Here is a 14,104-nt window from a genome sequence, read left to right on the forward strand (position 1 = left end):
ACCACCGGCCGGACGCTGGCAGGAGGAGAGAGGGGCACAGCGCCCCGCCTCCAGCTCGACCGTCCAACCCGAAAGGGCGGCCGCTCGATGCGTGTGTGAAAAATCCCGGCGTGATGGCGAGACCGCGACCTCACCATTCTACTACCCAATTCGAGGCTGCGGCCTCGCCATCATCGCTCTCCGACAGGCTGAGCGGCACCGAACCATCCGAAACCCGCGATCCAGGCGGCGCTTCCGCTCGCCCATAAATCGTGTAGAAACCCCGCATTCCCGCCGTAAATTGTGAGTTCGCGCCCACCACCGGCTATACTGCTTTCCTGATTCGTTCTCCCGGAATGCCTGCCTATGTCTGATAGCGATACCCTCCCGCCTGCCGACGACCAGCGCGTCGTCGATCTCAAGCAGGCCATCGAAGAGCGGTACCTCTCTTACGCCCTGTCCACCATCACCCAGCGCGCGCTGCCCGATGCGCGCGACGGGCTCAAGCCCGTGCATCGCCGCATCATCCATGCCATGCGCCTGCTCAAGCTCGATCCGGGCCAGGGCTACAAGAAATCCGCCCGTATCGTCGGCGACGTGATCGGTAAGTTCCACCCCCATGGCGACCAGTCCATCTACGACGCGCTGGTTCGCCTAGCGCAGGATTTCGCGCTGCGCTATCCGCTGGTCGACGGACAGGGCAATTTCGGCAATATCGACGGCGATAACGCCGCCGCCATGCGCTACACCGAAAGCCGCATGACCGACGTGGCCATGCGCCTGCTCGAAGGCATCACCGAGAATGCCATCGACTTCAAGCCGACCTATGACGGCGAAGACGAAGAGCCGGTGGTCCTGCCATCCAACTTCCCCAACCTCTTGGCCAATGGCTCCACCGGCATCGCCGTGGGCATGGCGACCTCGGTGCCGCCCCACAATGTCGCCGAGCTCTGCGACGCGGCCTTGCACCTTATCAACGTCAATCCAGACGCTTCCGCGCAGGACCTCACCCAATTCGTCAAGGGTCCCGACTTCCCCACCGGCGGCATCATGGTGGAATCGGCATCCTCAATCGCCAATTCCTATGCCACCGGCCGCGGCTCCTTCCGCCTGCGCGCCAAGTGGAATGTCGAGGAAACCGGCCGCGGCGTCTATCTAATCGTCGTCACCGAAATCCCCTACGGCATCCAGAAGTCGCGCCTGGTCGAAAAGATCGCCGAGCTGCTGCTGGCCAAGAAGCTGCCTTTGCTCAAGGACGTGCGCGACGAAAGCTCCGATGACATCCGTCTCGTGCTCGAGCCGCGCGCCCGCACCGTCGATGCGGTCATCCTGATGGAGCAACTGTTCAAGACCACTGATCTCGAGACCCGCTTCCCGCTCAACCTCAACGTGCTCGATCGCGGCACCGTGCCCAAGGTGATGAGCCTGGCCCAGGCCCTCAAGGCTTGGCTCGAACACCGCAAGGAAGTGCTGGTCCGCCGCTCCCAGCACCGCCTGGAACAGATCGATCACCGTCTCGAAGTGCTTGGCGGCTATATCATTGCCTATCTCAATCTCGACGAGGTCATCCGCATCATCCGCGAGGAGGATGACGCCAAGGCCTCGCTGATGAGCACCTTCGAGCTCACCGACGTGCAGGCCGAAGCTATCCTCAATATGCGCCTGCGCTCTTTGCGCAAGCTCGAGGAAATCGAGCTGCGCAAGGAACATGCGGCCCTGACCGACGAGCGCGGGCATCTCGAGATCCTGCTCGCCTCCGACAAGCGGCAATGGGGCGCCATCAGCAAGGAAATCGAGGCGCTCAAGAAGGCCTATCCGCTGACCAACCCCGATGGCACGCCGCATGCGCTCGGCGCCCGCCGTACCATCCTGATGGACGCGCCAAATGCCGATCTCTCCGAGGTCACCGAGGCCTTCATCGAGCGCGAGCCGATCACCGTCATCCTCTCGGAAAAGGGCTGGATCCGCGCGCCGCGCGGCCACGCCGTCGAGGTCAATGACGAAAAGGGCTTCAAGGCCGGCGACCGCCTGAAGCTCGCGCTCAAATGCGAGACCACCGACAAGCTCTTGATGCTGACCACTGGCGGCAAGGTCTATACCCTTTCCGGCGACAAGCTGCCGGGCGGCCGCGGCCAGGGCGAGCCGGTGCGCATCATGGTCGATATCGAGGAAGGCCAGGATATCGTCGATATCTTTGTCTATCGCCCGGGCCAGAAGCGCATCATCGCCTCGGCCGCCGGCTATGGCTTCATCGTCGGCGAAGACGAGATGATCGCCAATACCAGGAAGGGCAAGCAGGTCCTCAATGTCGGCACGCCCGACGAGGCGGCCCTGCTGGTGCCTCTCAATGGCGACCGCGTCGCTGTCATCGGGCAGAACCGCAAGCTGCTGGTTTTCCCGCTGACCCAGCTCGCCGCAATGGCCCGCGGCAAGGGCGTGCGCCTGCAGAAATACAAGGATGGCGGCATTTCCGACCTCAAGACCTTCTACGCCGCCGATGGCCTCACCTGGACGGATTCTTCGGGCCGCACCTACACCAAGCCAATGGAAGAGCTGAGCGACTGGCTCGGCGACCGCGCCACCGCCGGCCGCCAGCCCCCCAACGGCTTCCCCAGGAACAACAGGTTCGTCGGATGATCCGCCACTGCGTCTTCGTGAAATTCCGCTCCGGCGTCAGCCGGGACGAACGCGCCGACATCTATGCCGGCCTCGCCGCTTTGGTCGGTCAGATCGAGGGCCTGCTATCGGCTGATTTCGGTCCCAATATTTCGCCCGAGGGCATGGCCAAGGGCTTTCACGACGGCTTCATCATGGATCTGGCCGACGAAGCCGCCCGCGACCGCTACCTGGTCGACCCCGCCCACCAGGCCGCTGGCGCGCGCCTTGTTGCCGCCCTCGAAGGCGGCCGGGAAGGATTGATGGTGTTCGATCTGAAGGTCGGGGACTGATCAGTCCACCGAGAAGCTGAACACCACCGGCAGATGATCGCTCGCCGTCGCCTGCCCGGTATGGATGCCGTGCACCATGACCCCGCCGCGGGTCATCACATGGTCCAGCGGCAGGAAGGGCAGGGTGTCCCGCCAGGCCCCGAAATAGTGCCAGCTCATCGGGAAGGTGAGCAGGTTCATCGTCTCCCGCACCAGTCCGTTATTGGCCACGAACTGCCGCAGCGAATAGGACCAAGGCGTCGAGTTGAAATCCCCCGCCAGGATCATCGGCCCCTCGATCTTATCCAACACCTCGGAAAGCACGCTAAGCTGTTCCTGTTGGCGTGACACCGGGATCGGCCAGTCCATATGCGTGGTGATGACAGAGAAGGGCTTGCCGTCCTCGGTCTGAAAACTGGCCAGGATATGGGCCGTGCGCGTCGTGCCATAAGCGTCGCTGGGGCAGGCGCCATCCTCTTGCTGGTCGAAGGGAATACGCGAATAGAGCCCCAGATTGGCCCGTTTGCCACCCCGGCAGCGCACGAAGAAGGGGTATTCGGCCAGCAGCAGCGGATGCAGTTCGGTGGCCTGCTCGCCGAAATACTCCTGCAGCACGATGATGTCCGGGTCCTCGGCGAAAATGGCCGCCGTGACCTTCTCCATCTCGTAATTCATGCCGAACAGGTTGTGGGTCATCATGGTGATGCTCCCCTCGGCGGGCGCTGCCGGCCGCTCCCGCATCGAGCCGAGGAATTCGGGCAACAGCACACTGGCCGATGTCGCCAGGCCCACGAATGCATAGATGATCGCGGCGCCGCGCCCCCATCCTCGCAAGGCCATGGCAAGTATCGGCAGCGCAATTGCCGTGCCCGGCAGCAGCAGGATCTGCACATGGTTGAGCAGGTCGAGTTCCGGCGCGGCGAAGCCGAACAGCGCGAGCATGGCAAACGTGGCCACGCCCAGCGCGCCGAGCACGAGGCCAAGCCGGATCAGCTTGAGAAGAACAGACATGGGAGGTCCGGGAGAGGAAGGTCAGGCGATGCCGCCGACACTTATGACGCAACCATGGCTGCGGCAATGAAAAAGGCACGGCGCCGGTCAGTCGAGCGTGCACCAGCCCAGCGTGCCCCGCTGCACTTGCAGCGGGCGATACAGGGCCTTGTAGGCCATTTTGGGGGATTCTTTGACCCAGTAGCCCAGATAAACATAGTCCAGGGCTGCCGAGCGCACCTGCGCGATATGGTCGAGGATCAGATAGGTCCCGAGACTCCGTGGCGCCATGTCGGGGTCATAGAAGGAATAGACCATGGAAAGCCCGTCGGGCATGACATCGGTCAGCGCCACCGCCACCAGCGTCTGGTCCGGATGGTCTCGCAGCCGGTATTCCACCAGCACCGATTGCACCGGGGTGTCCTCGACCATGTATTCATAGTCGACGAAACTCATCTGGTTCATGCCGCCGCCGGCATGGCGCGATTCCAGATAGCGCTTGAACAGCTCATATTGCTCGCTGGTCGCCGTGGTCGGACGGACCTCGATGGCAAGATCGTCATTGTGGCGCAGCACGCGCCGGAACCGGCTCGAGGCGACAAAGTCATTGGCCACGATTCGCACCGACTGGCAGGCATTGCAGCCTTCGCAGGCCGGGCGGTAAATCAGGTTCTGGCTGCGGCGGAAACCGTTCTCGCTCAGCAGGTGATGCAGGCTCGAGGCGCGCCGGCCCGACAGATGGGTAAACAGCTTCCGCTCCTGCTTGCCGGGCAGGTAGGGGCACGGCATTGCCGCGGTGAGGAAGAGCTGCGTGGTTTCCGGCGTCTGGTCGGTCATCTAAGACCCTTGGGTATATTCAGGAGAGTGTACGCTCCTGTGCCCCCTCCGGCAACGGGGTCAATATGCTCCGGTGGTCCGGGCCGAACGGGCCTGCCAATGGCGCACCATGGGCGAGCGGCGCACCATCAGCGTACCCACGATCAGGTCGTGGATCATCTGTCGGCGCGGCGTGAACAGGGTGAAGACCAGCGACAGCGGCAGCGAAATCCAGGCGGTGATCCAGAATACCCCCGCATGGATGATCGCCATCCACCCATCGAGCGGCTGTCCGCGCGTCGGCGTCAGCACGATGTCCATCATCTGCATGCCGAGCGTGGCGCGCCTGGCCGAACCGAGGGTGGCGCCATAATAGAGCACGATCGTCGCGGGAACCACGAAGACCAGGGCCAGCCAGGCCAGCCCGAAGGTCAGGAAGCCGGCAATCAGCCCGATAAGGCCGAAGGCCAGGATCATTGCCCCCATCGCGACGAGGTCGATCACAAAGGCAATCACCCGTCGCGTCAGCACGCCCTCGAACAATTCGGGGGCCGTCGAGGGGTCGGGCAGGGCAGGGCGCATGGTCTCGGTCTGGCTCATGACCGAAACATTGTCATGCCGGCCCCCCTCTGCAAGAGGGGTGGGCACAGAAATGTGACCTCAGCGCCCCAGTTCACGCGCCACTTCCAGTGCGAAATAGGTCAGCACGCCGCTGGCGCCCGCCCGCTTGAACGCCCAGAGGCTTTCCAGGATCGCGCCCTTGCGATCGATGGCACCCGCCGCCGCCGCCATTTCGATCATCGCGAATTCCCCGCTCACCTGGTAGGCGTAGATGGGAATATTGAAGCTGTCCTTGGCCCGCCGCACGATATCGAGATAGGGCAGCCCGGGCTTGACTATGACGCTGTCGGCGCCTTCGGCAATGTCCTGCTCGATCTCGCGCATGGCCTCGTCGGAATTGGCATAGTCCATTTGATAGGTGCGCTTGTCGCCCTTGAGCCGGCTGCCCGAACCCACCGCCTCGCGGAATGGCCCGTAATAGTAGGACGCATACTTGGCGGCATAGGACATGATCTGCGTCTGCTCGAAGCCTTCCCCGTCCAGCGCCTCGCGAATCGCGCCCACGCGGCCATCCATCATGTCCGAGGGGGCGATGATGTCCGCCCCCGCCTTGCTCTGTACCAAAGCCGAGCGGATCATCACCGCTACCGTCTCGTCATTGAGAATTTCTCCGTCGCGCACCAGCCCGTCCTGGCCATCGCTCGAATACTCGTCGAGCGCCACATCGGCGATCAGCCCCACTTCGGGTACCGCATCCTTGATGGCGCTCAGCGCCCGGCACATCAGGTTGTCGGGGTTATAGGCCTCGGCGCCGGTCTCGCTGCGCAGGTGGTCCGGCGTATTGGGGAACAGCGCCAGCGCCGGAATGCCGGCGTCCCGCGCCGCCTTCGCGGCTTCGACACAGAGATCGACGCTCAGCCGTTCGACACCCGGCATGGTGCGGATCTGCGTCTTCTCGTTTTGCCCCTCGATGACAAAGAGCGGCCAGATCAAGTCCGATGGAGTCAGCACACTTTCGCGCACCATGGCCCGGCTCCACGCCGTCCGGCGCGTCCGGCGCAGCCGGCGTCCGCCGAGAAATTCCATGTCGTGCTTCTGCCAGTCTTCGGTCATGGGCTCGCTCCTTGTGCTGCGGCCCTCAATACCAGTGCCAGCTGTGCCGTCCAAGCTCCGGCTTGTCGCATCCGCCGCAGGGGGGTAGAAACCGGCCATGGATTTCAACGCCCAACCCATCGGCATCTATATCCGCGTCGTCGCCATCATCAGCCTCCTGCTGGGCCTGAACGATGCGGCGCGCCTGCTTGGGGTCGGTTTGGGCGATGTCAGTCCCATGGCCGCCATGGGCATGACGGCTTTCGTCTACCTCGCCATTTTCGCGCTGGCCCGCCTGTTCGCGGCAGTGGGCCTGTGGATCAAGGCCAGCTGGGGTGCCGTGCTGCTGGTCGGCTCGACGGCAGCGGAACTGGCACTCTATCTGCTGGGCAATCCCGATATCCGCATGTCGGCCTTCGGCTTTGCCGTTCGCCTGGTGCTGCTGGTATCCATTATCATCATCTTCGTACTGTCCATTCGCCTCGAGCGGGCCCGCGCCACCGATTAGGCCGGATGAAACTGCTCGATGGTGATTTCCTCGACCAGTGCATCCTGCGGCGCGCCGAAACTGGTGACCGTGGTGAACCAGCGCGTGATCTGCCCGTCGACCTTGATTTCCAGTGGCAGCAATACCGCGCCTCGACCGGGACCACGTACCGTGGAAAGCAGCGCTGCGCCTGGTTGCACCATGGCCCGTCGCATCACCGCACCCATGGCCGACTGCGGCCCATGCCGTCGCACGCCTTCACGCATGCGATGCAAGAGGTACTCGGCCACGTCCACCCAGTTTACGATCGAATCGCGCACCGGGCCGGGCCTATAGACCAGATCGACAAGGTTGAGCGTCCCGGGCCCGTCCGGGCTAATCCCGATCATGCCGCGCGCGCCGGGATTGGCATCCAGGATGTTGAAGGCCGCGTCGAGCACGATGGCAGGATGCGGCTCGTGGGCGGCCAAAAGCAACGCGGTTGCGCGGCGCACATCCGCCATAGCGTCGCTCCACCAGTCGCTCTCGCCGAACTGCGGCGCATATCCCGCTGCGACCAGAAGGCCATTCCGCTCGCGCAGCGGCAGGTTCAGCGCTTCTGCCAGCCGCAACACCATGTCGGCGCTGGGCTTGGAGCGCTCGGACTCGATGAACGAGATGTGCCGGGTCGAGACCTCGGCGCTCAACGCCAGATCAAGCTGACTCATGCCCCGCAGGCCACGCCATTCCCGCAACATCGCGCTGAACATTCTGCGACTCCATTTTCGCACATCATGGCCCGGGCATGCGCAGCATTCCATTACCTCGGAGGTAATTGAGACGATGACATCGGGCGCCCACTCTGTGGCCATCACAAACGGAACATGGAGATCTACCTTGACCACCCAAGTGCAAACCCTTCCACGTCTCGACCCGCATTTCATCTACGGCTTCGATGCCCTGGGCACTCTCGCCTTCGGGGTCGCGCTGCTGTTCACCGCCGCGCCGCTGACCGAACTGGCCGTCTGGGCACTGCCCTCCGGTTTCCTCTGGGTGCTGGGCCTGCTCTTGGTGCCGTGGGCGGCATTCAACCTCTGGATCGCCCGCAGCGGCCGCCCGTCGAGGGTCGTTGTTGCGGTCAACATCATCGGCGACGTCATCTGGGTTGCCGGCACAGCCGCGCTGCTTGCTATCCACGCCACCGGTCTCAGCAGCCTCGGGTTGGCGCTGCTGGTGGGGCAGGGGATCGCCGTCGGCGGCATCCTTGCGCTCAAGCTGATCGGGCGCAACGCGCTGGTGGGTTAAGGGCGGCCATGCCGCCCTTTACACCCTCGTAAGGTTACAAATTTATGCACCGGTGTAACGAAGTATAAAGCCAAATTCTCATTGCATTCCAGTAAGATGGTCTTAATCACGCCGCTTAGGGCGATCTTAGTCCGCACGCCGTAGTTTGGCCTCATGAGATGCGAAGAAATCGCGCAGACTGAAAACAGTGAGGCACAAATGGCAATCAAATCCAACGCAGCCGAGGCAATGGTCCCGGAACGTCCGCAGAGCCTGAAGCCGCTCTATCTGGAAGCTGTTTCCCGAGTCGAACGGCTGCATCGGCGCCTGCTCGATCTCATCAAGGATGAGTTCGACCGCATGGGGTGGGACGATATCAACCCGGTCCAGGCTTTGCTGATGTTCAACATCGGCGACGCTGAGCTGACCGCCGGCGAGCTGCGCTCCCGCGGTTATTATCTCGGCTCCAACGTTTCCTACAATCTCAAGAAGCTGGTCGAAACCGGTTACATCTTCCAGGAGCGCTCCCGCTCCGATCGCCGCTCGGTCCGCATCAAGCTGACCCCGAAGGGTGAGGAAGTGGCCGAGGTGATCGACGAGCTCTACGATCGTCACCTCAAATCCATCGACAAGGTCGGCGGTCTCGGCGACGATGAATTCGACGGCCTCAACAAGGCCCTTGCCCGTCTGGAGCGCTTCTGGGTCGACCAGATCCTCTACAAGCTCTAGGACCGGCCCGCTTACTGTTGCCGCCGCGCCACACTCGAATGCAAACGCCGGTCCCCTGGGCCGGCGTTCACATTTGTGCCGCAAACCGGCGCGATTTCGCTCATTACGTGGTTTGAAACCATTTCCCTTGTATTCATGATTGACCAAGTCTGAAGAGGTTCACATGCGGTTGACCGCGTTGTGAGCCGCGGGGTGCGATGGTAATAACCGCTCTGCTTTGCGGCTGAAAATTCGGGTGACTCAATGCGGCTGAATAGACGTTCTTTGCTCCGGTACACGGCCATGGCCGGCGCATCCTTGGCCATGCCAGCGGTGGTGCGCGGAGAGGAATCCGTGTTCGACATGATGAGTCGCGGCAACGTGCTGCGCAATGTCGACAAGGATGGCAATACAGCCGCCGCCCAGGCGCTGATCGCCACCAACGAGCCCATCCTCTCCTTCGATACCGTCTACAATCTGCAGCTCGCGATTTCCCAGTATGAGCCCTTCGTCGCCAATGGCGGCTGGGAAGAGATACCCCAAGAGGCCTTCCGCCTCTCGATCGGCAAGTCCGGCGCATCAGTGATTGGGCTCAAGCGCCGCCTGATTTCCTCGGGTGACATGGTGCTGGTGCCCAACGTCAACGACCTGTTCGACGAAGCGACCGATCGCGGCGTCCGCAGTTTCCAGGCCCGGCACGGCCTGATCGTCAACGGTCAGGTGGACGAGCCGACCTGGTACGCCATGAACGTTCCGGCGGCGACCCGCCTGCAGCAGCTCTATCTGAACTACACCCGCGTTCAAAACATGGCCGCCAATCTCAGCGAACGCTACGTGGTTGTGAACATCCCTGCGGCCACCATCGAAGCTGTGGCCGGCGGCATGGTCGAACAGCGCCACACCGCTGTCGTGGGACGCGTCGATCGCGCGACGCCGATTCTGGCGAGCAAGATTCACCAGATCAACTTCAACCCCTACTGGCATGTGCCCAAGTCGCTGGTCGAGCGCGACCTGACAAAGTACATGCAGGAAAATCCCAGCTACCTGGCCGAGCAGAATATCTTCATTTACGACGGCAGCGGCAATGTGATCGATCCCCAATCGATTGACTGGACCAATCTGGGCAATGCCGTCAACTACATGTACCGGCAGGAACCGGGTGCCGCCAATTCCATGGGGCACTGCAAGATCAACTTCTTCAACCCGCATGACGTCTATCTGCACGACACACCCTCCAAGGCGCTGTTCGGCGAGAATGCCCGCTTCCATTCGTCGGGGTGTGTGCGTGTGGAAGGCGTGAACGAGCTGGTGACCTGGCTGCTTCGCGACAACGGCGACTGGGATGGTGGTCGCGTCAACCAGACCTTCGATTCGCTCGAGCGTCTCGACGTCAGTCTGTCCTCGCAGGTGCCGATCCACACCACCTACATCACCGCCTGGGCCAATCGCCAGGGCACGGTCAGCTTCCGCGACGACGTCTACGAGTTCGACGCGCAGGGCAAGGTCTCTTTCGAAGCCTGACGTCGAAATCCTTCGACAACCAGACGCCCTCCCTCGTGGGGGGCGTTTGCTATTGGGCGCGAGAGAATCTGCTAGAGTGTGGGCAGGGGGCGCTCATGGCTGATGGTGAGGTCTATTTCGAATTCGTGCAGGTCGGCCAGCAGATGCGGGTCGCTGCCATCGATGCGGCCACGGGGGTCGAGGTGATTGTCATCACCCCGGTAACCGCCAACAAATACCAGATGCAACAGGTGGCGCTGGCCAAACTCCGCAAGAAGCTCGCCGAGGCTGCCCCCGCCACGCCTCCCGGCACGCCCGGCAAGTTCGCCTGACTTGCGGACCCATTGCCCCTTTCCCTCGCGAACATTCTGCGACATAATCGCGTCGTTCGCGCGACTGGCGAGAAGAGATGGGCCACCATCGGGGAACGCGAACCTTGTAATGCCGCTCGCCTGGGCACCCATCCGCAACTAGGGGGAGCCCCATGTATCCAGCACACCTTTCCCGGCCTTGGAATCGCACGTTCCGACGTGCTAAGCCCACCGCCATGCCGTTCCGCTTCGTCGCCCGCGAGGTAACTTTCCCATGACCGCCGCCACGTCACTTCCGCTATTTCCGACCTTCTTCTCCAACTCGGTCGCCGAGACCGATCCGGAGCTGGCAGCTGCCATCACCAGTGAGCTGGGTCGCCAGCAGGATGAGATCGAACTGATCGCCTCCGAGAACATCGTTTCCCAGGCCGTGCTGGAAGCGCAGGGCTCAGTCCTCACCAACAAATATGCCGAAGGCTACCCCGGCCGCCGCTACTATGGCGGCTGTCAATATGTCGACATCGCCGAAACGCTGGCCATCGAGCGCGCCAAGCAGCTCTTTGGCGTGGCTTACGCCAACGTACAGCCCAATTCTGGTTCGCAGGCCAACCAGGGCGTCTACCAGGCACTGATCCAGCCCGGCGACACCATCCTCGGCATGTCGCTCGACGCCGGCGGTCACCTGACCCATGGCGCCAAGCCCAACCAGTCCGGCAAGTGGTTCAACGCCATCCAGTACGGCCTGCGCAAGCAGGATGGCCTGGTGGACATGGATCAGATCCGTCAGCTCGCGCACGAGCATAAGCCCAAGATGATCGTCGCGGGCTTCTCGGCCTATTCGCGCGTCATGGATTGGGCCGAGTTCCGCGCCATTGCCGATGAAGTCGGCGCCATCCTCTTCGTCGACATGGCCCATGTGGCCGGGCTCGTCGCCGGCGGGGTCTACCCGAGTCCGTTCCCGCACGCCCACGTTGCCAGCACCACCACGCACAAAACCCTGCGCGGTCCGCGTGGCGGCCTGATCCTCACCAATGACGAGGACATCGCCAAGAAGATCAATTCGGCGATTTTCCCCGGCATCCAGGGTGGCCCGCTGATGCACGTCATCGCCGCCAAGGCGGTAGCCTTCAAGGAAGCTTTGCAGCCCGAATTCAAGTCCTATGCCCGTCAGGTCGTCGCCAATGCCAAGGTATTGGCCGAGACGCTGGTCAAGGGCGGCGTCGATATTGTCAGCGGTGGCACCGACAATCACCTGATGCTGGTCGATCTGCGCCCCAAGGGCCTCACCGGCAAGGCGACCGAGAAGGCGCTCGAACGCGCCCACATCACCTGCAACAAGAACGCCGTGCCCTTCGATCCAGAAAAGCCGGCAATTACCTCAGGCATTCGCCTCGGCACCCCGGCCGGTACGTCGCGCGGCTTCGCCGAAGCCGAGTTCAAGCTCATCGGCGAGCTCATCATTGAAGTGCTGGATGGGCTCAAGGCCAACGGCGAAGACAACAACGGTGCCATCGAAGCTCAGGTCCGCGACAAGGTGAAGGCCCTCACCGACCGCTTCCCGATCTACGGCCAGTAAGGGCTCCTCATGCGCTGTCCCTATTGCGGCAATGACGATACGCAGGTCAAGGACAGCCGGCCGACCGAGGATTCCGGTGCCATTCGCCGTCGCCGCGTCTGTAACGGATGCGGCGGCCGCTTCACCACCTTCGAGCGGGTGCAACTGCGCGACCTGACCGTTGTCAAGAAGAGCGGCCGCAAGGTGCCCTTCGACCGCGAGAAGCTCGCCCGCTCGGTCTATACCGCCTTGCGCAAGCGCGCGGTCGAGACCGATCGCATCGAGCGCATGATTTCCGGCATTGTCCGCCAGCTCGAAAGCCTGGGCGATGTGGAGGTCACCTCTGATCAGATCGGCGAATATGTCATGGACGGCCTCAAGGGCCTCGACGACGTAGCCTTTGTCCGATTTGCCTCGGTCTACAAGAACTTCTCCGCTGCCGACGACTTCCGCGACTTCCTCGCCGAATTGGCTGAAGGGCAGGGCACGCTGCGGGACGACGAGTGACCGAACTGGTTCCCGAAGATAAGCGCTGGCTTGATGCCGCTGTCCGCTATGCGACGCCCTTTCTCGGCACCACGGCGGATGGCCCCACCGTCGCAGCCCTCGTCGTTGATCCGCGATCACAGACGCTGCTATCCCGGGCGGTCACGGCCAAAGGTGGGCGCCCCCATGCCGAGGCGCAGGCCATCGCTGCGGCGGGCTTCGAGGCTGCTGGCTGCACACTCTACGTTACCCTGGAGCCGTGCCATCACTGGGGGCGCACGCCGCCCTGTGTTGATGCGATCATCCGCGCCGGCATCATGCGCGTTGTCATTGGCGCCGCCGATCCCGACCCACGGATAGCCGGCAGTATCGCCCAGCTCGAATCGGCAGGCGTCGAGACCGTCGTGGCCCAGCATGCCCCGTCTTTCGCGCTTCATGCGGGCCATATTCTGCGCCATACCGCCGGTCGCCCTTTCGTCACCGCGGTCCTCGCCGTTTCCGCCGACGGCATGATTGGTCGCAGCGGGCAGGGCAGGGTGCATATCGCCGGACCCGTCGCAGGCCGGTGGATAGATGTGCAACGCGCGCGTGCCAACGCCGTCCTTGTCGGCGCCGCCACCGCCCGTAACGACGATCCGGCGCTGACAGTAACCTTGCCCGGCCTGGCAACCCGGACGCCCCTGCGCGTCGTGCTCGCCGGCTCGAGCGGCGTTGACCGCAGGATGAATCTGATTGGCAGATTTTCCGGCTATCGTACTGCGGTGATTGCAGAAACGGGTGCGGCGGTCGATGCGCCCGTATCCGTCGAGACCATCCGTGTCACCGGCAGCGATGGTCGCCCGGACCTGGGCGCGGCGCTGGCTGCGCTTGGCCAAAAGGGTATCCAGAATTTGCTGGTCGAGCCTGGGCAGCGGCTCCTTGCTGGCCTGTTGGAGGCCGATCTGGTCGATCGCTTCGCGCTGATCCTGGCGCCGCTGAGCGTCGGAGAAAATGGCGTGCCCGCCAGCCCCGATGGCCTAATAGCCGATCTGCTGGCCGCCGCCGGCCTTGTCGAGATGGGTCGCCAACGCCTCGGCGGCGACACTTTGGCGCTCTACGAACGCCCATCGCGACCCGATTGAGCCGCAACGCCTGTTGAAGTTCCCCCCGTGGAAGATTATGGGGTTGCGACGCCAGAGATGGCAGCGCGGCCCCGCGGCCACCCAATGAAGATGAAAGCAGTTATGGCCGACGCCCCCAAACGCGACCCCAAAGCCGACCGTCCCGCCAACCAGCGCGGTGCCGCTCGTCTTGCCGCCGTGCAGGCGCTCTATCAGATGGATGTCGGTCGCGCGACGCTCGAAGACACATTGGCCCAGTTCGGGGCTTTCCATCTCGGCCGCGAGGTCGAAGGCGAACAATACCTGCCTGCCGATGCCGACTTCTTCCG

At 63.1% G+C, this 14,104-nt stretch carries 15 protein-coding genes, 1 pseudogene and 1 riboswitch; of the genes and pseudogenes, 11 read left to right on the forward strand and 5 right to left on the reverse strand.

Annotated elements, in window-relative coordinates:
- Positions 1 to 345 precede the first annotated feature (345 nt).
- Complete coding sequence (parC, locus tag V6M52_RS14585) at positions 346 to 2,616, forward strand: DNA topoisomerase IV subunit A (protein WP_332701540.1); 2,271 nt, start codon at positions 346 to 348, stop codon at positions 2,614 to 2,616.
- Entirely contained in the window at positions 2,613 to 2,927 is a 315-nt protein-coding gene (locus tag V6M52_RS14590; RefSeq protein WP_332701541.1) for a Dabb family protein, read from the forward strand. Before parC ends, V6M52_RS14590 begins: the two co-directional genes overlap by 4 nt.
- Here the strand turns inward: V6M52_RS14590 and V6M52_RS14595 are convergent, their stop codons facing one another.
- From V6M52_RS14595 to hemB, 4 genes are all read right to left on the reverse strand, one after another.
- Entirely contained in the window at positions 2,928 to 3,917 is a 990-nt protein-coding gene (locus V6M52_RS14595; RefSeq protein WP_332701542.1) for an endonuclease/exonuclease/phosphatase family protein, read from the reverse strand. It lies immediately after the preceding gene.
- Between the two features lie 87 nt (positions 3,918 to 4,004).
- The gene (locus V6M52_RS14600) at positions 4,005 to 4,733 is read right to left on the reverse strand and encodes an arginyltransferase (RefSeq protein ID WP_332688087.1); all 729 of its coding nucleotides are present in this window, start codon (positions 4,731 to 4,733) and stop codon (positions 4,005 to 4,007) included.
- A 60-nt stretch (positions 4,734 to 4,793) separates the two neighbouring features.
- The gene (locus tag V6M52_RS14605) at positions 4,794 to 5,312 is read right to left on the reverse strand and encodes an RDD family protein (protein WP_332688088.1); all 519 of its coding nucleotides are present in this window, start codon (positions 5,310 to 5,312) and stop codon (positions 4,794 to 4,796) included.
- A 60-nt stretch (positions 5,313 to 5,372) separates the two neighbouring features.
- Entirely contained in the window at positions 5,373 to 6,386 is a 1,014-nt protein-coding gene (hemB, locus tag V6M52_RS14610; protein ID WP_332701543.1) for a porphobilinogen synthase, read from the reverse strand.
- Positions 6,387 to 6,483: 97 nt separating this feature from the next.
- Between hemB and V6M52_RS14615 the strand changes: the two genes are divergently transcribed.
- The gene (locus tag V6M52_RS14615; RefSeq protein WP_332688090.1) at positions 6,484 to 6,873 is read left to right on the forward strand and encodes a hypothetical protein; all 390 of its coding nucleotides are present in this window, start codon (positions 6,484 to 6,486) and stop codon (positions 6,871 to 6,873) included.
- Here the strand turns inward: V6M52_RS14615 and V6M52_RS14620 are convergent.
- Positions 6,870 to 7,601: a helix-turn-helix transcriptional regulator gene (locus tag V6M52_RS14620; protein WP_332701544.1), complete on the reverse strand. Its 732-nt coding sequence runs from the start codon at positions 7,599 to 7,601 to the stop codon at positions 6,870 to 6,872. The two genes, V6M52_RS14615 and V6M52_RS14620, sit on opposite strands and share 4 nt — an antisense overlap.
- A 127-nt stretch (positions 7,602 to 7,728) precedes the next feature.
- On the opposite strand from V6M52_RS14620, the gene V6M52_RS14625 reads away from it, so the two are divergent.
- From V6M52_RS14625 to V6M52_RS14660, 8 genes and pseudogenes are all read left to right on the forward strand, one after another.
- Complete coding sequence (locus V6M52_RS14625) at positions 7,729 to 8,136, forward strand: hypothetical protein (protein ID WP_332701545.1); 408 nt, start codon at positions 7,729 to 7,731, stop codon at positions 8,134 to 8,136.
- 198 nt (positions 8,137 to 8,334) lie between these two features.
- Positions 8,335 to 8,844, forward strand: coding sequence for a transcriptional regulator LdtR (gene ldtR, locus V6M52_RS14630; protein WP_056229202.1), 510 nt, complete (start codon positions 8,335 to 8,337; stop codon positions 8,842 to 8,844).
- 282 nt (positions 8,845 to 9,126) lie between these two features.
- Entirely contained in the window at positions 9,127 to 10,344 is a 1,218-nt protein-coding gene (locus tag V6M52_RS14635; RefSeq protein WP_332686700.1) for a L,D-transpeptidase family protein, read from the forward strand.
- 95 nt (positions 10,345 to 10,439) lie between these two features.
- The gene (locus V6M52_RS14640) at positions 10,440 to 10,655 is read left to right on the forward strand and encodes a DUF6898 family protein (protein ID WP_332686698.1); all 216 of its coding nucleotides are present in this window, start codon (positions 10,440 to 10,442) and stop codon (positions 10,653 to 10,655) included.
- Between the two features lie 50 nt (positions 10,656 to 10,705).
- Positions 10,706 to 10,788, forward strand: a riboswitch (ZMP/ZTP riboswitch).
- Positions 10,789 to 10,908: 120 nt separating this feature from the next.
- Positions 10,909 to 12,210 (forward strand): serine hydroxymethyltransferase, encoded by a 1,302-nt coding sequence (gene glyA / locus V6M52_RS14645; RefSeq protein WP_332686696.1) that lies wholly within the window; start codon positions 10,909 to 10,911, stop codon positions 12,208 to 12,210.
- 9 nt (positions 12,211 to 12,219) lie between these two features.
- Positions 12,220 to 12,696: a transcriptional regulator NrdR gene (gene nrdR / locus V6M52_RS14650; protein WP_332686694.1), complete on the forward strand. Its 477-nt coding sequence runs from the start codon at positions 12,220 to 12,222 to the stop codon at positions 12,694 to 12,696.
- Positions 12,693 to 13,796, forward strand: coding sequence for a bifunctional diaminohydroxyphosphoribosylaminopyrimidine deaminase/5-amino-6-(5-phosphoribosylamino)uracil reductase RibD (gene ribD / locus V6M52_RS14655; RefSeq protein WP_332701546.1), 1,104 nt, complete (start codon positions 12,693 to 12,695; stop codon positions 13,794 to 13,796). Before nrdR ends, ribD begins: the two co-directional genes overlap by 4 nt.
- Positions 13,797 to 13,898: 102 nt before the next feature.
- A pseudogene (locus V6M52_RS14660) lies at positions 13,899 to 14,104 on the forward strand (transcription antitermination factor NusB); the annotation flags it as partial.

It is taken from the genome of Devosia sp., assembly GCF_036676215.1.
Lineage (GTDB): Bacteria > Pseudomonadota > Alphaproteobacteria > Rhizobiales > Devosiaceae > Devosia.

Bases quoted from the DNA above. Each gene is read 5' to 3' on its own strand.
- parC (WP_332701540.1), top strand. From the start codon at position 346: ATGTCTGATAGCGATACCCTCCCGCCTGCCGACGACCAGCGCGTCGTC.
- V6M52_RS14590 (WP_332701541.1), top strand. From the start codon at position 2,613: ATGATCCGCCACTGCGTCTTCGTGAAATTCCGCTCCGGCGTCAGCCGG.
- V6M52_RS14595 (WP_332701542.1), bottom strand. From the start codon at position 3,917: ATGTCTGTTCTTCTCAAGCTGATCCGGCTTGGCCTCGTGCTCGGCGCG.
- V6M52_RS14600 (WP_332688087.1), bottom strand. From the start codon at position 4,733: ATGACCGACCAGACGCCGGAAACCACGCAGCTCTTCCTCACCGCGGCA.
- V6M52_RS14605 (WP_332688088.1), bottom strand. From the start codon at position 5,312: ATGAGCCAGACCGAGACCATGCGCCCTGCCCTGCCCGACCCCTCGACG.
- hemB (WP_332701543.1), bottom strand. From the start codon at position 6,386: ATGACCGAAGACTGGCAGAAGCACGACATGGAATTTCTCGGCGGACGC.
- V6M52_RS14615 (WP_332688090.1), top strand. From the start codon at position 6,484: ATGGATTTCAACGCCCAACCCATCGGCATCTATATCCGCGTCGTCGCC.
- V6M52_RS14620 (WP_332701544.1), bottom strand. From the start codon at position 7,601: ATGTTCAGCGCGATGTTGCGGGAATGGCGTGGCCTGCGGGGCATGAGT.
- ldtR (WP_056229202.1), top strand. From the start codon at position 8,335: ATGGCAATCAAATCCAACGCAGCCGAGGCAATGGTCCCGGAACGTCCG.
- V6M52_RS14635 (WP_332686700.1), top strand. From the start codon at position 9,127: ATGGCCGGCGCATCCTTGGCCATGCCAGCGGTGGTGCGCGGAGAGGAA.
- V6M52_RS14640 (WP_332686698.1), top strand. From the start codon at position 10,440: ATGGCTGATGGTGAGGTCTATTTCGAATTCGTGCAGGTCGGCCAGCAG.
- glyA (WP_332686696.1), top strand. From the start codon at position 10,909: ATGACCGCCGCCACGTCACTTCCGCTATTTCCGACCTTCTTCTCCAAC.
- nrdR (WP_332686694.1), top strand. From the start codon at position 12,220: ATGCGCTGTCCCTATTGCGGCAATGACGATACGCAGGTCAAGGACAGC.